This is a genomic window from Aneurinibacillus soli (assembly GCF_002355375.1).
Classification (GTDB): domain Bacteria; phylum Bacillota; class Bacilli; order Aneurinibacillales; family Aneurinibacillaceae; genus Aneurinibacillus; species Aneurinibacillus soli.
The window spans coordinates 2,106,524-2,124,227 of record NZ_AP017312.1 but is presented as its reverse complement, the minus strand read 5'-3'; the positions used below and the strand labels follow the sequence as shown (position 1 = coordinate 2,124,227).

Annotated in this window: 11 protein-coding genes and 1 pseudogene; 1 reads left to right on the top strand and 11 read right to left on the bottom strand. The window is 46.2% G+C overall.

All coding sequences use genetic code 11. The annotated features are described in order from the left end of the window. Positions 1 to 113 precede the first annotated feature (113 nt). The 5 genes and pseudogenes from sstT to CB4_RS21335 all read right to left on the bottom strand — a co-directional run bounded on the left by sstT (position 114) and on the right by CB4_RS21335 (position 7,447). Positions 114 to 1,356, bottom strand: a pseudogene (gene sstT, locus CB4_RS10705) (serine/threonine transporter SstT). A 162-nt stretch (positions 1,357 to 1,518) separates the two neighbouring features. Beyond that, the gene (gene tnpC / locus CB4_RS10700) at positions 1,519 to 2,589 is read right to left on the bottom strand and encodes an IS66 family transposase (protein WP_096465767.1); all 1,071 of its coding nucleotides are present in this window, start codon (positions 2,587 to 2,589) and stop codon (positions 1,519 to 1,521) included. A gap of 528 nt (positions 2,590 to 3,117) precedes the next feature. Continuing rightward, positions 3,118 to 6,186 carry a peptidase domain-containing ABC transporter gene (locus CB4_RS10695; RefSeq protein WP_096465764.1) on the bottom strand — a complete coding sequence of 1,023 codons (3,069 nt, stop codon included), beginning with the start codon at positions 6,184 to 6,186 and terminating at the stop codon, positions 3,118 to 3,120. A gap of 21 nt (positions 6,187 to 6,207) precedes the next feature. Further along, complete coding sequence (locus CB4_RS10690; protein ID WP_096465762.1) at positions 6,208 to 6,993, bottom strand: peptidylprolyl isomerase; 786 nt, start codon at positions 6,991 to 6,993, stop codon at positions 6,208 to 6,210. 121 nt (positions 6,994 to 7,114) lie between these two features. Next, on the bottom strand, positions 7,115 to 7,447 hold the full coding sequence (locus tag CB4_RS21335; protein WP_181419254.1) for a hypothetical protein: 333 nt from the start codon (positions 7,445 to 7,447) through the stop codon (positions 7,115 to 7,117). Positions 7,448 to 7,806: 359 nt separating this feature from the next. Here CB4_RS21335 and CB4_RS10680 point away from each other — a divergent pair, with 359 nt between their 5' ends. Further along, on the top strand, positions 7,807 to 8,694 hold the full coding sequence (locus CB4_RS10680) for an LLM class flavin-dependent oxidoreductase (protein ID WP_096465760.1): 888 nt from the start codon (positions 7,807 to 7,809) through the stop codon (positions 8,692 to 8,694). A 109-nt stretch (positions 8,695 to 8,803) separates the two neighbouring features. Here CB4_RS10680 and CB4_RS10675 read toward each other — a convergent pair whose 3' ends face one another. The 6 genes from CB4_RS10675 to parC all read right to left on the bottom strand — a co-directional run bounded on the left by CB4_RS10675 (position 8,804) and on the right by parC (position 17,699). Then, positions 8,804 to 9,391, bottom strand: a complete 588-nt coding sequence (locus CB4_RS10675; RefSeq protein WP_096465758.1) for a hypothetical protein — start codon at positions 9,389 to 9,391, stop codon at positions 8,804 to 8,806. A gap of 147 nt (positions 9,392 to 9,538) precedes the next feature. Further along, positions 9,539 to 12,721, bottom strand: a complete 3,183-nt coding sequence (locus CB4_RS10670) for a bifunctional cytochrome P450/NADPH--P450 reductase (RefSeq protein ID WP_096465756.1) — start codon at positions 12,719 to 12,721, stop codon at positions 9,539 to 9,541. Positions 12,722 to 12,758: 37 nt separating this feature from the next. Continuing rightward, the gene (locus tag CB4_RS10665; RefSeq protein WP_096465754.1) at positions 12,759 to 13,340 is read right to left on the bottom strand and encodes a TetR/AcrR family transcriptional regulator; all 582 of its coding nucleotides are present in this window, start codon (positions 13,338 to 13,340) and stop codon (positions 12,759 to 12,761) included. A gap of 313 nt (positions 13,341 to 13,653) precedes the next feature. Next, positions 13,654 to 14,577: an aspartate carbamoyltransferase gene (pyrB, locus tag CB4_RS10660; RefSeq protein WP_096465752.1), complete on the bottom strand. Its 924-nt coding sequence runs from the start codon at positions 14,575 to 14,577 to the stop codon at positions 13,654 to 13,656. A gap of 89 nt (positions 14,578 to 14,666) precedes the next feature. Continuing rightward, positions 14,667 to 15,071 (bottom strand): S1 RNA-binding domain-containing protein, encoded by a 405-nt coding sequence (locus tag CB4_RS10655; protein WP_096465750.1) that lies wholly within the window; start codon positions 15,069 to 15,071, stop codon positions 14,667 to 14,669. Between the two features lie 144 nt (positions 15,072 to 15,215). After that, positions 15,216 to 17,699 carry a DNA topoisomerase IV subunit A gene (gene parC, locus CB4_RS10650; RefSeq protein WP_096465748.1) on the bottom strand — a complete coding sequence of 828 codons (2,484 nt, stop codon included), beginning with the start codon at positions 17,697 to 17,699 and terminating at the stop codon, positions 15,216 to 15,218. Between the last annotated feature and the right edge of the window lie 5 nt (positions 17,700 to 17,704).

The window sequence follows — 17,704 nt, the reverse complement described above, 5'->3', positions numbered from 1 at the left end:
TTCTTGATAAATACTAGGTTCAACTTTTCCATAAAAAAAAACTACACCTCCAATTGCTAGTCGATTCTAGCAATTGGGGTGCAGTTCAATCACCCGATAAGAAGATTTCTTCTTTATGCTGCTTTGTTGATATTTATTTCTTTTCCTTCTTTACGCCACTCTTTAAATTCCGCTGTTGCTGTGAAAAGTACGTCTGTAGATGAGTTAAGTGCTGTTTCACAAGAGTCTTGTAAAACACCGATGATAAAGCCTACTCCAACTACCTGCATAGCAACATCAGCTGGGATTCCAAACAAGCTGCATGCTAGAGGAATCGGTAACAAGGATCCGCCGCCAGCAACCCCTGAAGCACCACAAGCACATACAGCTGATAGTACACTGAGGATGATTGCTGTAGGAACGTCCACCTGAATACCAAGTGTATGAACCGCTGCAAGTGTCAAAACAGAAATCGTAACAGCGGCACCACCCATATTAATGGTTGCACCTAATGGAATGGATACGGAATAACTATCCTTATCCAAACCTAGATTTTTACATAATCTCATATTTACAGGAATATTTGCAGCTGAGCTACGTGTAAAGAATGCTGTAACACCGCTTTCCTTTAAGCACTTAAAAACAAGCGGGAACGGGTTTTGACGTATAACTACGAACACAATGATTGGATTGACAACAAGCGCCACGAAGACCATACAACCAAGCAAAACGGCAAGTAATCTCCCATAGCCTAGTAACGACTCAATTCCATTTTTAGTAATAGACTCAAATACTAGACCCATGATTCCTAATGGTGCAAACTTAATCACCCATGTAACCATTTTAGATACAGCATCTGAAAGATTAGAAATCATTGTTTTTGTCGTATCAGGGGCATTTCGTAAAGCCAAACCAAGAAGTGTCGCCCAAGCTAAAATACCGATATAGTTCGCATTATGAATGGCCTTAACTGGGTTTATCAACAACGTTCAGCAGTAATTTTTTGAGAACCTCTACAACACTGCCAGGAGCCGCAAAACCCTCAGCACCCTTTGCAAGTATTAAGCTTACAGGAAAAATAAAACTTGCAATAACAGCGATTAATCCAGCTAAAAAGGTTCCTAAAAGATATAGAAAGATAATGGATTTCATATTGGTTTGGTGCCCACTCTTATGTTGAGCGATGGCCGACATAACCAAGAAGAGTACCAACACAGGTGCAATTGCTTTCAAAGCACCTACAAATAAAGAGCCTAAAATTACAACAGGTTTTGCTGCTCCGGGGATCGTTACAGCCAGGATAGTACCAATAATCAAACCTACAATTATTTGTTTTACCAGACTCAATTGACCCCACTTTTTCAGTATACTTTTCATAGATGTTCCCCCACTACTAGTTTAAGATAAAATTGTAAAATTGCTACTATCGAGCTATTCATTTCTCATAACCCTGCGATAGAGGTAACTGTTCAGCCTGTTACGACCTTGTTTGCTAGACAGCACAAATAGAGATAATTCCTTACGGAACTACCTCCGGTGTTATTCTGGAAAAAAGGAAAGGGATTGTCCGGTAACGGCACACTCCAGAGTCTGTAATACGTTGCGTCCTTGCTTCCGGGCGGTCGAAATCAATCCACGAAGACGACAAAACGTTTGTGGACCATGCTCACTTCGGAATGTTCCCGAAATCTTTTGTTTGATTTTGACCATGCGCACATCTCGTTCTGCCTGATTGTTGTCAAACGGAACCAGAGGATTTGTCAGAAAAGCCAATACCTCTTCTATATATCGGTTGAGCCGATCATATAGATTTTTAGCCGGATGCTGCTTGCCTTTTTCTGACTGAGGACCATCCAATCCTGATCGTTGAAGCTCTCCTCCTGCACGCTTAAGAATACGGGCATATGCCGCTTTCCAGTGATTTATGTTGGCGGCACACGATGCGGCATCTTCTTCCTTTACTTCCTTGCCAAAAAGAAGAAAGGCGATCATGCCGTTGGCCCATACTTGTCCATATTCCTCCCATATGGCCGTCAATTCCCGCAAATGATGGGCATGGCACAGGGCATGCTTAGTGGAATAGGAGAAGTAAGGCGACCAGGCATCATGGACCGCCGTTCCTTGAAAACGAGGAAGGATCTTCATCGTTTCCATCGCTTTTTTTCCTCGGCTTGGATGAATCAGATACGCCGTAGCCTGTGATGTACTGGCGACATGAAGCCACTGTCGTTTTCCTTCTACACGCATGCCGGTTTCATCAAAATGAAGGACGGGTACGTGTCTTAACGAACCGCCACAAGAAGAACAGTCGGTCACGGAGTGAACCACGATATGATCCGGATTCTCTACACGTTCTAAGGTGTAACCGACATGTCCAGGCTGTCCGCCAGGTTTTCGATTGGTTTTTTGCCGGAGACTTTTCGGTTTCGGCTTATAAAATTCGTCGGTAGATGGCGGCTTGTGGCTGTTTTTGGAGTTTTTTTTACCCTGGTTCTCAAGTTGTTGAACCCGTGCTTCCAGCTTTTCAATACGCGAGAAAAGGGATTCAACAAGTTGGACAACAGCTTCGGGACCTTGATGATATACCGCGAGGATCTCTTTCCGTTTCATAGTTTTCACCTCCTGTTTTCCTCATTTTTAACGGAAACAGGAACGTATAGACATGTAATCTAAAAAAAGTAACTATCCACAGGCTGAATAGTTACTCAGAAACAAGGAGTTTTATGGATTCATGTACATATCCATGAACTATGCCTTCATAACTAAAAGAAAAAGCAGTGCTTTACTTACTCAAACTTATTTTATGATAAAAGCTTAACCACATTAAATGACTGAAACAGTTTTGGAAAATTTGACGACATGTTTAAATACTTGGTCTGTTTCGAGTTTCTTCTGGAGATGTGGTTGACGATAGCGGAATAAGTTCATCGTCAATAAAATGAACGGCCTCTTTCGTTGTCTATCTCCTCCCCTGGAACTATTATACAATAATTCCCTAAAGGTAATAGACAAAAAAAGCACCTGCCAATTTCTCAGCAGATGCTTTTTTCTTTACTTATATTTCCTTACGTTCTCTCTCTCAAATATAGCTTTACCACGCACTCGACATGTGTTGAGACGGTGAAAAGAATATAGGCGTTAATCCAACGGTTGACTGACCAACATGTGGTAAAGACCTTTAGCGGCCATTAACTGCTCATGAGTACCTGACTCTGCAATAACCCCTTGATCCAGTACGAGAATGCGGTCCGCATGCCGGATGGTGCTCAGTCGATGCGCGATGATGAGGGTCGTTCGATCTTTGAGTATCGTACTCATATTCCGCTGAATCGTCTTCTCGGATTCATTGTCTAGCGCGCTCGTCGCTTCGTCGAATATCAAAATGCGCGGATTGCCGATCAGCGCCCGAGCAATGGCGATACGCTGGCGCTGCCCTCCGGATAAGCTCGCACCCCGCTCCCCAACCTGTGTATCGTAGCCATTCGGAAATGTCATAATGAATTCGTGCGCTCCCGCAAGCATGGAAGCGGCCATCACCTCATCCATCGAAGCATCGGGAATTTGATAAGCAATATTTTCATGAATCGTTCCGCTAAAAAGTCCCGCTTCCTGCTGTACGACTCCGATTTGCTTACGGAGCGTAGCGGCCTGCACCTGCTTCAGGTCGTGCCCGTCGATGCGAACCGTCCCGCTGCTTGGAGCGTATAGCTTAAGTAGTAAGTTCGCCAGGGTTGATTTCCCTGACCCGCTTCGACCGACGATGCCAATCGTCTGGCCCGGAGCCATGTCGAAGGAAATGTTCTGCAGCACATTCTTCCCGTCGGAATCATAGCGAAACGATACGCGTTCGAATTCAATCGCCCCCTGCAGCTTCGGCAGCGCTGTCAATCGGGTCGGATCGGATTCCTCCTCCTCCGTCTCGAATACATCATCAAGCCGTTCCAAGGCAATCCGCACGCTTTGAAACTCGTCCCACATTCCGATTAAGCCCAGTGCCGCATTTGTAACGAGTGCATACACCGCGCTAAAAGCCATCAGTTCCCCTACGGTCAGCTTCTCCCCGATAATAAATTCAGCCCCAGCATATAGCACGGTTACACCGCTTAAGGTTTGCAGCACCGTGGCGACAGAACCGGAGAAGATGCCGATTTTCCAACCCTTCATTTGTACGATAGTCGATTGACGGAACTTGCCCTCCACTTTCTTCCTTACCTCATCTTCGGCCGCGAGAGCTTTTACGGTACGCATGGAGCCAATGGTTTCCACTAATACGTTCTGCAAGTCGACATCGGCTTGGAATTGCTTCCTGCTGTTGCGTTTCATAAGCGGAGTCACGATCAGCGTAAGCGCAATGAAGCATGGAATGAACGCCAGCGCGATCCAGGCCAGCGTAACGCTATATGTAAACATAATGCCTATGTATACGACAATCGTCATCACATTCAGCACGGCATTCATGCTGTTCGTTACGAGAAAATGACGGATGACCTGATTTTCCCCGGCGCGCGTCAAGATGTCGCCCACTTTCCGTGTGGCGAAGTAGCGCATTGGCAAGCGAAACACATGCCGATAAAAACTCATGATCATGTCGATGTCAATTTTAATAAACGTACCCGCAATGACCCATTCCCTGATAGATTGAACGAGCATGGTAAGCAACGAGACGCCTAGCATGACGATCAGCATAAAGTTCAGGTCATCATAATTCCCGCCAATAAGCACCCGATCGATCACCTGCTGCGTAAACAGCGGGAGCGCCAGGTTAATGACCTGTAATAGCACGGTCATCCACACGAGATGGAACAGTGCCTGCTTGCGGGAGGCAAAAAACGCCCAGTAGCGCCCAAATGAAGGTTTCGACTCTTCTTGCGCGAAGAAAGCTTCGACAGGCTTCAGAAACACCGTGTTCAGCGTCCATCCTTTCAGAAAATCGTCATGCGAATAAGTCAGTAAACCGATACCCGGGTCGGCCACGGTCACATATCGTTCGTCCACTTTTACGACCACGACATAATGATTGCCTTTCCAATGGGCAATAGCCGGCAGCGTCTGCTCGGCCAGTCCCTTCAAGCTGCTGCGGACCGCCTCCGCTTGAAAACCGATCAATTCCGCGGTTTTGCAGAGATTGAATAGCGTGCTTCCTTCCAAGCCTACTTGCGCCAGCTCTCTTAGCCGATGAATGCTCAATCGCTTGCCGTAGTGCTGGGCGATCATAGAGAGGCAGGTTGGGCCGCAGTCCAACTCGCTTTGCTGAATGCGTACCGGGAACCAGCTACTTAAGCGCCAAGTCCTCCGACCGCCATATCGCCGCCGCTTCTCTTGCTCGGCATCTTCCGCAATGCTTTCGGAAGCGTAACCTGCGCTATCCTCCGCAGTAACGTTCGCTTCCGTATGCCGAGGTACATCCGCATTTTGTAAATAAGCAGAAGCAATACCGATAATCGTTTCCCTGACTTTCGGAAATTTCATGATTAACTTGTCAAAATCGTTCTTGGCCAGACTGAACACAGAAACCGCTTCGTCAGCTACAACACTGGCCTTTCGAGGATCCCCGGTCAACAGCGCTAGCTCTCCGAAAAACTCCCCTCCCTTGACCGTATTAAGCTTCCGACTTCCCTCGCTTTCCTTCAGTACGGAAGCCGTACCGGAACGAAGGAGATAGAAAGCATCTCCTGCCTCCCCTTCACTGACGATCGCCTGGCCAGGGGCATATTCCTTCATTACCATAATATCAAGCAGCGAGCGCAACTCCTGATGATGCAGTGGGGCAAACAGCGCCGTCCGCTTCAAAAATTTGCGCATCGCATCATCGGCCAATTGTTCAAGCAAGCACACCCTCAATTCAGGGTGCGCGTCGATAATTTGCATAAACATTGTTCTGGATAACCTTAGCAACTCTAGCTTCGTCGACGCCCTCAGCGTATGTTCTTGAAATTCTTCATTCAGCAGCGCTTCCTGTCCGAAATGCGAGCCTGATTCCATTAATCCTAAATTGAGCTCCTTGCCATCCTGATCCTTACCGATCATTCGTACTTTGCCCGTCAAGATGAGATGGAACGAATCTCCTCGTTCTCCTGCCTGAATAATCGTGTCTCCCATATGGAAAGAAACCTTCTCAAAGGAGGCAAATACCTCCTCTTTCTCCTGTGGTGACAGCACCTGAAAAATAGGGATCGTATCTAAAATGATATGATGCAAATCTAGCATTCCCGCGCCCCTCCCGAACGATCAGCCTAATTGCTCCCCTGCTAGATAACGCCACAGTCTAACATCGACTCTCGCTTTTTTTACGGCTTCGTTCAGCCATTCTTCAAATAGCAAATCAGCAAGCTTTAGCCGAACCTCCCCGGTCAGTTCAGCCGGAATCACTTCCCAAATGTGCAGCAGCCGATAGAAAGAACCGAACGGAAAAGGCCCTACCGTTTGTCCGGCTTCCGAACCGAAAACAAATGACTCCTCTTCGCCGCTCAATTCGGCTCGACCAACCCACCCGACGTACCCGCCGTCATACTTGCTGCTGCTGTTCAAACAATAGGTTTGCGCCAGCTTGTAGAACGGCTCGCCCTCCTCAAGCTGAAAAAGCAGCTCTTGCGCCTGCTCCCTGCTGCCGATTACCAATTGAGAAACGTTAGCTTTATCAAAGGAAAGTCGGTTTTCCAGAAAATAAGTGTCAATACGATCTTCCGATACGATACGCTTCACCTTCTCCGTCAGAAACCGAGCTTTGGCCGTCTCGAACAGATCAACCGTCGCCAACCCTCGCATACTAAGCCAAGCCAAAGTTTCTGCCACGCTGTAGAGCCCCAATTGCAGCCGCATCTCATTGGCTTTCGCTTTCCATTCCTGCTCATCGATCGATATATTGTGCTGTTCGGCAAATTCCAGCGTAACGGCTCTTCGAATGCTATCCTCGATAGCGGAAAAACCGCCCTCCATGCACGCAAGCTTTAGTACATCGCGCAGACGCCATTCCGTACCGTTCATGCTAAACGTTACAAGTTCCATAGCATCCATAATAATCCACCTCTTCACGTTGAAATGGAAAAAACCTAACGACAGTTAGGTTTTCCCATTTCAATGACCTGTTTGAACAAGAATCATTTCATCGCTACATTCTAAGTATGTCGTTTGCGCTTTAGCTTGAACCTGGGTCAGAACCTTGGCTTGGGGTTGAGCTTGGGGTTGCACTTGGGACTAATTTGGGTGGTGGGGTGAATTGTAAGCCTGGGTTGTTTGGAATAATTACAGGCGGTTGTTTAATATTGGGAGTATAGCCAAACTGGCCTGCACTGAAATTGTTTGAACCGCCTGGATTGTTTATCTTGATTTGGCCATCTATTACTTGTACGTAGGGTTCGGGGACTAAGCCTGTTGCCGCTCCTCCGGTAGTTTCTTTCATTTCCTGCTCCGTCAACGGCTTCTCCAGTTCGTCAAGCTTAAAGTCTTTTGCCTCTTTGTCATTGGACATCGCTAATCCCTCCCGTTTATTAAGCAGATCTAGCTTGATTAGTGTAAACGTCTTTAAAGTATGATATTTATCATGTTAACATAGAAATGGTTAATTTTTCAAGTGCTTATTACGGTAATCCATACACAAGAGTTTACGGCGATTTTCTAACTACACATTCCCTATGCTATTACACCACTCCAAAAATCTTAAGCGAACCTGCCGCATCTCATCTATTCATTTCGAACCATCAATATTACACACTCAACGTGTGTAGAGTACGTAACTTTATATCCAATATACTTCTCCAAACATCCCAATTGCTTTCTACCGCTCGGCTTGCTACGATCAACATAAAAACAACTACACAGGAGAAGCCTATGAAACTCAGCATTCTCGACCAGTGCCCAATTCTTGCCGAAAGCACTCCTGCGGAGGCACTGGCACAAACTGCACGGCTTGTTCAGCGTGCCGAGCAACTTGGCTACACGCGCTACTGGGTTGCGGAACATCACGGGATGAAGCAGCTTGCCAATCCATCGCCAGAGATTCTGCTCGGACAACTGGGAGCTTTAACGTCTACGATTCGCATCGGTTCAGGGGCGGTTCTTCTGCCGCATTACAGTCCGTATAAAGTCGCGGAGAATTTCAATCTGCTCGCTACCCTATACCTCGGACGAATTGATCTTGGCATCGGACGGGCGCCAGGTGGATCAGCTCATGAGACGCTGGCACTGCGGGAGAATTTTCTGGAGAATGTACACCGGATGCCTTCTCTTCTGACAGACCTACTTGGATACTTGCAGGATAAGCTACCAGACGATCACTCATTCGCAGGCATTCATGCCCGCCCGCTTCCGTCTGTGCCGCCGGACGTATGGATGCTTGGTACAAGCGGGAAAAGTGCCCGGTACGCTGCACAGTTCGGTACTGCTTTTGCGTTCGGTCATTTTATGAGCGAAGAAGACGGTCCAACCATTGTGCAAAGCTATCGGGAAAGCTTTCAATCGTCCGCAATGCAGGCGAATCCTGCGGTTATCGTTGCACTATCTGTCGTCTGTACGGAGACAGAATCCGAAGCAAAACGGCAGGCAGCACAGTATTCGCACCACAAGCATACCCTCGTCGGTACACCGCAGCATATAAAAGAAAAGCTAGCAGAACTACAGGAGGTATACCAGGCAGACGAATGGATGGTTGTAACGATTCCACTCGATTACGAAGCCCGCCTGCACTCCTACGAACTACTAGCTGAAAATTTTCTATAGAACATAAACACAAGAAAGCCTGACATTCGTCCTTCATATGACACGATGTCAGGCCTTTATTTTGCCAATACTGTCTAAAAGTCTATCTTTCGTCTGTTCCCTCTACGTCTTACGATTTTCCGTTTACAAATTCAGTCTCCATATGCAATGGCTGTCCGGAATCGTCTTTGCCATCCATAATCATATGTCCGTTATATGGCTCATTATTTTTGAATTTCCCTTTAAAATTGATGGAAAGACCTTCTTTTGTTCCGCTTAAAGTCCCTTCATAAAACTGTCCGTTTTGCATATTTCCCTCAAAAGCCATATTATCGCCATCGATCACACCTTGAAATTTAATCGTACCAGCGAAGGGTTCCCCCTTTTTTATCTGACCAGAAAAGTTAATGTTCGCTCCATCCATTTTACCTGCCATAGAGCCTTTTCCGTTATAAGGTGCTCCATTTTTAAACTCTCCAGTGAAGTGGAACGTAACTCCATTAATTTTTCCGTCTATTTTTCCCTGTCCATTTGGTACACCTTTTACAGCTTGACCTGTATAAGTAAAGTCTTTTTGCTTAATTGTAATCGTCGTAGGCCCTTTCTTCTGTGCTGTGCTCTTCTTTGCGAATACTGCATCAGCATTGCCAGGAAGTGGACAAAGGATGATACCACAAGCAATAGTCATCGATGTAATAAGACTAATAATGTACTTCAAAATAAACTCTCCTTTTCATTATGTAATTTTTTTCTATAGATAAATAATTTCTCCATTTATTAATATCTTCCTTATTTGTTTTACAAAAAATGTCCCTGCCAATACTATTGTGGCAGGGACATCCAGTAAAAATATTAAAAAAGATATTTAAATACCTGCCCAGACATCTTTTGCATAGCCCCCATTTGCCTGAAGGTTTTCCAACCACTTTTCTGCTTCTTTTTCTCCTACTCCATGGACAGACTGATAAGCTTTTTGTAACGTCATCTCCACATCTGGAGCCATTTTATTGCCATCTCCACATACGTATAACCGTCCTCCATGATCCAACATATCAATCACTTTCTTCGCATTCTGTTGAATTACATGTTGAACATAGGTTTTTGGTTCCCCTTCTTTACGGGAAAAAGCCGTAAAAACCGTGACGATTCCTTCCTGTTCATAGTGCTCTAGCTCCTCACGATATATAAAGTCCTTTTCATTATGGCAACCAAAATACAGGTGTGCTTCTCCTAGCTTTTTTCCTTCCTGTTTTCGTGCCGCTCGTGCTTGAAGGAAACCTATGAACGGTGCCACACCCGTTCCCGGACCGACCATGATCATTGGCGTTTCGGAATCCTCCGGAAGTTGGAATCCGGATTCTGGTGTACGAACGAACATCACGATATCTTCACCTGACTTACGATCCGCCAGGTAATTCGAGGCCACTCCCCGATATTCTCCTCGTCCACTCCAAGCCGGATTGCGGACCATGCTCACCGTAATGCTGGCACGTTTTGTGTTCATCCGCGGGGAACTTGATATCGAGTAATATCTAGGTTTTAGTGGAGGTAAAAGCTCCATAAATCGCTCAAACGGCATTTCACAGGCTTCGTACTTTTCAACAAGGTCAAGCATCGAAATCCGTTTCTTCAATACTTGTTCCTCGTACACTCCCTCCTCTAATAAAGCTTCTAGTTCACGTTTATGCGGAGGACAAGCGGTAAAAGCGGCAACTTCACGTATTTGAGCACGAGAAGCAGCTTCCTGTACTTCTACACTATGGCTTAGAAGCTGAGAAAGTAATACAGGCCGATCTAAAGGTAGATGGAATGCACTAACTCCGCTTGCTGTTAAAATGACTTGATCCGTTCCCTTCAACCCAAACCGCCGTAGAATACGGTCGACATTTTCTTTACTGTTACTTGGAAAAACCCCAAGGTGATCGCCTTCCTGATACGTTACTCCTTCCGGCAACTCGATCTCGATATGTCGTGTGCTTCGTTCACTACCAGACTGTTGAAGTTCACGATTTTCTATCACCGTTGCGTGAACTGCTTCGTACGATTCAGCGAGAGGAGCATCCGCCAATTCACTGACAAATTGAATGTTGAGCGTACTCCGTTCTTTCTCCGCATTTTCATTCAGTTTTAAATCGAACGTCTTTATCGCATCTGTCCACATTTGTTTTTTCCATTCTTCGAGTTGTCTCTCGAAGTCTCCGCTCGCATCAGCTTCTCCGCGCAGGGAAAACCTTGTCGCTCCTTTTTGGGCGAGCTGATCGTCGATGAATCTCGGTACCTCTTGATACGTAGTAGCCCAGTTGTGGTCCCCACAGCCAAATACCGCATAATGAACCCCTTCAAGCTCACCTTGTGCAACTTGTTCCAACCATTGAACGAACTGTCGTGCATTGCTCGGTGGTTTTCCATTATAAGAAGAAGTGATGATCAATACCGCACCTTCTTTTGGCAAACTGCCTAACCGGTCATTAAGTGTGGCCACTTCACTCCGTATGCCGTGTAAACGAGCAATGTCCGCAAGCTCTTTTGCAATCCGTTCTGCGGTTCCCATATTTGAGCCATAAAGAACGAGTAGCGGCTTATCATTCGCTCCGATGATGGAAACTTTCTGCGCTTGCTTGTCCTGATTGGAAACATAGGTAACGTCTTCTTCAGATTTGATCGTGAATGCATTCGTTATTTTTTTATCTCGTACTTGAACACGCATCGTAAAGTCGTCTGGCTTCAGCGTCAGTGTTTGCTTTACTTTCAATTGATAGTTCATATGATCAATCAACTGAAAATGTTGCAGGATCATACCGAGAACTAGAGTCGCCTCGTGAAGTGCGAACTGCATTCCGATGCAAGCGCGTTGTCCATTCCCAAATGATTTATAGGCATGATTAGGGACTTGGCTTGGATCTGCAAACCGTTCAGGACGGAATTGTTCCGCGTCCTCTCCCCACGCCCCCTTATCCCGATGAAGTTTAGGCAGATTAACAGCGACACGTTCTCCCTTTTTAATCTGATATTTCCCTCCAATTGTCGTGTCTTCCTTGGCATAAAGAGCAAATGACGGGGCTGTCGGCCATAAGCGTAACGATTCATGTAAAATCATTCGAATGTATTTAAGCTGCAAAACTTGTTCATAGGTTGGAACCAAACCTGTCAATACGTTATCTACTTCTTCGTAAGCTTTTTTTAATACATCCGGGTGTTTTACTAAAAAGTACATCGCAAAGGATAATAAACCGCTCGTCGTTTCATGTCCAGCGATTAAAAACGTGATGATTTGATGACGAATATTTGTATCATCAAGTTGTTCTCCCGTCTCAGGATCTTTTGCACTCAGCATACGAGCGAGCAGATCGGTTGCACCTTGCTCTCTACTTGCTTTACGTTCTGCAATAATTTTGTCAACTAAGGAATACATACTTTGAATGTCGCGTTCGAATTGACGTTTGGTTAGCACCATGAGTTGGTCTTGAATCGACAGACGCGTAGCTTTATGCATCGCTTCATCCAGAGCACGGACCATGCTTACAATAAAAGGATTTGGTGTTTCTCTGTAGTAACTATTAAAACGATAGTTAAATCCACATAAACCAATGGTATCCAGCGTAAGCCGAGTCATATCATCTGGTACATCAATACTCTCATCTGGGTTCAGACGTGCCCATTTTTGAACCAATTGCATGGCGATGTCCACCATCATGGAATGGTACCCTTTCATAGCCTGTTGACTAAAAGAAGGAAGAAGAATGTTATGCGCTTTTTTCCAATTGGGCTCTTCCGTCTGAGCTGTGAATAACCCATCTCCTGTAAAGGTACGTACATTTCGCAGATGGCCAATATTCTTGTCAAAGCGTGACTCGTCACAAACATCGGCTACTAATTCAGAACCGCAAATCATGATGCTAGAATTACCTAAAGCTTCGAATCGAAAAATCGGACCGTACTCATCAAAGATTTTACCCATGGATAAATTCGGCGAATCTTTGTCTAGTAAAGGTAAGTTTCCAAGCGGACCAAAGGTTTTCGGTTGTGGGATAGGAATGAAGTTTTCCATAAATAAAGCTCCTTTTCAAGATAATTTCAAAACCAGTTCAGCGATGCTTTTTATCCCCTAACATACCGTATAAAACAAAATCAGCTATTTTTTCCTCAATATCTTCGAATGCTACTTTCTTCGGAATGACGTCCTCCTGTAACTTTTCATAGTTGAGAATGAACCAAATCGCACTCGTAATCGCAAGCTCATACATGAGAATTCGATCAGAGGACACGTCTTTGTTTGAAAACTTGTTTAGCAAATCTTCCATATATTTGCCTTGTGTATAGAGCTGACTCCAAAACATCCGGGCAAGCTCAGGGTGGTAAGGAGATTCCCTAAAAAGAATATTAAAGTTTTCCAGGTTACCTCGAACCAATTCTACTCTTTCTCGGATCAGATCCCTCAACAGTTCAGGAGACAACTCAGCATCCATATCCACTCGGACGGTGGCGGAAGGAGTTACACAGGCAAGGAAAATATCTTTTTTCCCTTTAAAATGCTTATAAAGAGCAGCATCCGTTACTCCGACACGACGAGCAATTTCTGCGGTGGTGGTTGCGCTATATCCGCGTTCTGCAAATAACCTACGAGCTTCCTTTATTATTTTTTCTTTGGTATCTCGTAAGTATTCCATCGTAACATCACTCCTTCAATCAAGTTAGTGAATACTAACTAACTCAGTTATACACCTCATGATATTTTAAAATCAAACCGCAAAATATTTCTCCTATGTATATATTACCCAACATCACCAAAATAAATTTATGCTGGTTGAATTACAGCCATGGTCCAGTAATGAAGTAACTGTACACACAGAAAAACCCCTTACTATATAAGGGGCTTGCTCATTGGAATGGCTTTGGCGTTCTCTCACATACGGATATATTCAGCCTGTAAAGTACAAAAACCCGGCTGCCTAAGAGGTGCAGCCGGGTTTTCTTATCGATCTACTTCGCCCGAAAAGCTTGGTCTAACAGTGCCATGCGCACAAACAATCCGTTCTGCGCCTGACGGAAATAGGCAGCACGCGGGTCTTCGTCAACCTCGACTGCGATCTCGCCTGCACGTGGCAGCGGGTGGAGGATGATGCTGTCTTGTTTCATCACTTTCAGCAACTCACTGTCAATAATATACTGACCGCATGCTTTTTTATACTCTGACAGAGAAGTGAAGCGCTCCTTCTGAATGCGCGTCTGGTACAGCACGTCCGCAGTGCGGGCCACTTTTTCCAGATCGTATTCTTCCTCGTATGCGACTCCCTTCTCATCGAGATACTTCTTCACATAGTTTGGAATTTGTACGTTCTCCGGTGCGGTGAACGAGATGCGAATGTTCTTGTAGTTCGTAAGCATATACGACAGGGAATGCACCGTACGACCGTTGGCTAAGTCCCCAATCATAACGATGTGCAGATCATCAAGGCGACCGATTTCTTTTTTAATCGTATACAGGTCAAGAAGTGATTGGGTTGGGTGCTCACCCGCGCCATCTCCTGCATTTAATACCGGAACCGTTGCAACAGCAGCGGCACGCTCAGCTGCCCCAATGTCAGTATGACGAATAACGATCACATCGCTGTACGCCGACACGACCTTAATCGTATCCTCAAGCGTTTCTCCCTTGATTGTAGACGAGAATTGTGCGGCATTCTCTGTGCCGATCACTTTACCGCCAAGACGAGACATCGCGGATTCAAAGGACAGGCGTGTTCGCGTGCTCGGTTCAAAAAACAGCGTCGTCATTACTTTATTGCGATATGTATCACTGCCGCCATCCGCGACAATGCGCTCCATCTCTTCGGTTACCTCAAAAATCTGATCTAACATCGGACGAGTAAATTGTTTTGCTCCCAGTACATGATACAAGCTCATGTTCGTGCCTCCTTATGTATATGCATAGAAAACCACTCCGGGATAGACCTGGAGTGGTTTCATAACCATGGTTACTGGATACGTGAATCTTAGCGGCGCTTCTCGCGCTTGCCCAGATCGCCCATTTTATCTTCGCTTGTCTTCATCCATTTCTTCATCATGGATTCAAAGTCTTCTTTGGCGCCAACACCACCGCGCCCGCCCTGATGATTACCGCGGTCATCGCGTTTTTTGTAGGGGCGACGATCTTCTTTCTTCTCTTCATGAATACGCATGGTGAGAGAAATCTTACCGTCATCTTTAATTTCCAGTACTTTCACCGTAACTTTGTCGCCTACTTTGACGAATTGATTAATATCCTCGACATAAGAAGAGGCGATCTGAGAGATGTGAACGAGACCTTGCTTATTCTCTCCGATATTAACGAAAGCGCCAAAAGATTGAACTCCTACTACGGTACCTTCTAGAATATTGCCGACAGCGATGTTACTCAAAAAATGTTCCCCCTAAAAAAATATAATACTATACGTTTACTATACATCAAAAAACCCAAATAATAAAGAAATTTGCAGAGCATATTATACGCCCATTTTCTTTAGTAGTATTCCCTCTTCGACAAAAAGATACTCGTCTCCTGCTTATGTCTGAAGATTCTCTTTATCTGTTTCACTCAGGCGAGCTAATGAGCGAATGTGTACGATTTCCTCCCCATCCTCAAGCGGCACAAGTCCACGGCCAATGGAGCCCTGATCGTTTACGGACAGCTGGTGAGCATACTCTTCCCAGTCCATAACTACTGTCCGTCCTGCACTTGTATACGCGAGCAAACCGGACACATGAGAGGATTCGAGCAGAGCCTCTGTAATCTCATGCGGCTGTACTTTGCGACGACGAATAATAAGAAGTCCCTTACCACCCCGCCCTTGCACACTAAATCCGGCCACAACGGTTCGTTTTACGATACCTTCCTTGGTAACAATCTGGAGCACACGATCATCGTCCGGCTGTACAACAAACGAGGCAATGACCATCTCCCCGTCTTCTCCCTTCATGCCACGCACCCCGGCTGTATTACGCCCGGTAACCGGCACGTCCGCCGCCGGGAAGCGAATCGCCATTCCATCAGAGGAGATCAGCAACAGTTCCCGATCTTCCTGGCATACATGTACGGCTTGCACCCGATCATCCTCTTTGACCTTCACAGCGACGAGACCGCGCCGCTTCTGGTTCGTATTGTACTCTTCAATTTTGGTGCGCTTCACCATGCCACTCTCCATCACAAACGCAAACGTATCTTCTTTGATGGATTCAAGTGATTCTACAGCGAATGCACTGACAATTTTTTGTTCCTTGCCAAATGCAAACACATTCACCAGACTCGTTCCAACGTCTTTCCAGCGTCCATCCGGAACCTCATGCACTGGCAGGGAATAGAAATTACCGTCGCTCGTAAACAAAACAAGCTGGTGAATCGTGTTCGTGCGGAAGGCATAACGTACCGTGTCACCTTCCTTCATTCCCGTCGTCTCAAGGGAAGCGCCCGAACTGTTAAAGGAACGAAGCGAGGAGCGCTTGATGTAGGCATCTTCTGTAATCGTCACAATCACATCTTCGGACGGCACCATAATCGAGATATCCACTTCAATATTTGTAATCTCATCCTCAAGCTGCGTACGACGGTCGCTACCGTACTGGTTGCGAATTGTAGTCAGTTCTTTTTCCAGCACGCTGTTCAGCTTTTTCGGGCTGTCTAGAATGCCACGGTACACGGTAATATTTTTCTCCAGTTCTGCTTTTTCTTTCTCGTATTTGACAATATCAAGACGGGTGAGCTGATGCAGGCGAATGTCAAGAATCGCTTCAGCCTGTTCATATGTAAAGTCAAAGCTTTCCATCAGGCGATTGCGGGCATCTTCCCGGCCTTCCGCTTCCATAATCGTATCAATAACCTGACGCAAAATCGAAATCGCCCGGATAATCCCATCTACAATATGCAGCCGCTTCTCTGCTCGTTCGAGATCATACGTCGTGCGTCGGGTGATGACATCTTTTTGGTGCGTGATGTACGCACCAAGAATTTCTCGCAGACCAAGCTGCTGCGGGCGCTCGTCGGCAATAACGAGCATGTTGAAGCTATATGCAATCTGCAGGTCCGTCTTTTTGAACAAATAGTTGAGAATGCCGTCAAGAGGGGCATCTTTGCGCACTTCCAGCACGATGCGCATCCCTTCCCGGTCAGTCTCATCGCGCACTTCTAGTAAGCCGTCGACGTTTTTCTCGAGAATTTCTTCTTCGATTTGCGTGACAAGCGCTTTTTTCTTCACGGTATATGGGATCTCGTCCACAACGAGCAATTGACGTCCTTGCTTGCCTGCTTCCACATGTGTTTTGGAGCGGATGATAATGCGGCCACTCCCGGTCTCGTACGCTTTCCGAATCTCGTCCCTGCCCTGAATGATCCCGCCACCCGGCAGATCCGGTCCTGGAATGTACGCCATCAAGTCATCAAGCGTCATATCCGGGTTATTCAAGAGCGCAATCGTACCATCGATGACTTCGCGCAGGTTGTGCGTCGGAATCTCGGTCGCAAACCCGATCGAGATCCCGGTCACGCCATTGACGAGCAGATTCGGAAAACGCGCCGGAAGTACAACAGGCTCTTTCGTTGTATTGTCATAGTTCGGAATGAACTCGACTGTATCTTTCTCTATATCGCGCACCATTTCAAGTGCGATCGGCATTAGACGTGCCTCAGTGTAACGCATCGCCGCTGCTGAGTCCCCATCCACGGTTCCCCAGTGCCCGTGGCCGTCAATGAGCGGCTCGCGCATTTTGTGCCGCTGCACGAGATTCACCATCGTCTCATAAATCGATGAATCTCCGTGCGGGTGGTAGTTCCCCATTACATCCCCGACCGTTTTCGCTGACTTGCGATATGTACGGTCTGGCGTATTTTTCTCTTTGTACATCGAGTACAGCACACGGCGCTGTACGGGCTTGAGTCCATCGCGCACATCTGGAATGGCGCGGGACAGAATGATATAGCGTGCATAGTCGCTAAAGCGGGAACGGTATACATCCCGCACACTCATCTGTAAATATTCTTCATGAGGCAGTCCCATCGGCC

Coding starts and splice junctions, on each gene's coding strand:
- tnpC (WP_096465767.1), bottom strand. CDS start 2,589: ATGAAACGGAAAGAGATCCTCGCGGTATATCATCAAGGTCCCGAAGCT.
- CB4_RS10695 (WP_096465764.1), bottom strand. CDS start 6,186: ATGCTAGATTTGCATCATATCATTTTAGATACGATCCCTATTTTTCAG.
- CB4_RS10690 (WP_096465762.1), bottom strand. CDS start 6,993: ATGGATGCTATGGAACTTGTAACGTTTAGCATGAACGGTACGGAATGG.
- CB4_RS21335 (WP_181419254.1), bottom strand. CDS start 7,447: ATGTCCAATGACAAAGAGGCAAAAGACTTTAAGCTTGACGAACTGGAG.
- CB4_RS10680 (WP_096465760.1), top strand. CDS start 7,807: ATGAAACTCAGCATTCTCGACCAGTGCCCAATTCTTGCCGAAAGCACT.
- CB4_RS10670 (WP_096465756.1), bottom strand. CDS start 12,721: ATGGAAAACTTCATTCCTATCCCACAACCGAAAACCTTTGGTCCGCTT.
- CB4_RS10665 (WP_096465754.1), bottom strand. CDS start 13,340: ATGGAATACTTACGAGATACCAAAGAAAAAATAATAAAGGAAGCTCGT.
- pyrB (WP_096465752.1), bottom strand. CDS start 14,577: ATGAGCTTGTATCATGTACTGGGAGCAAAACAATTTACTCGTCCGATG.
- parC (WP_096465748.1), bottom strand. CDS start 17,699: ATGGGACTGCCTCATGAAGAATATTTACAGATGAGTGTGCGGGATGTA.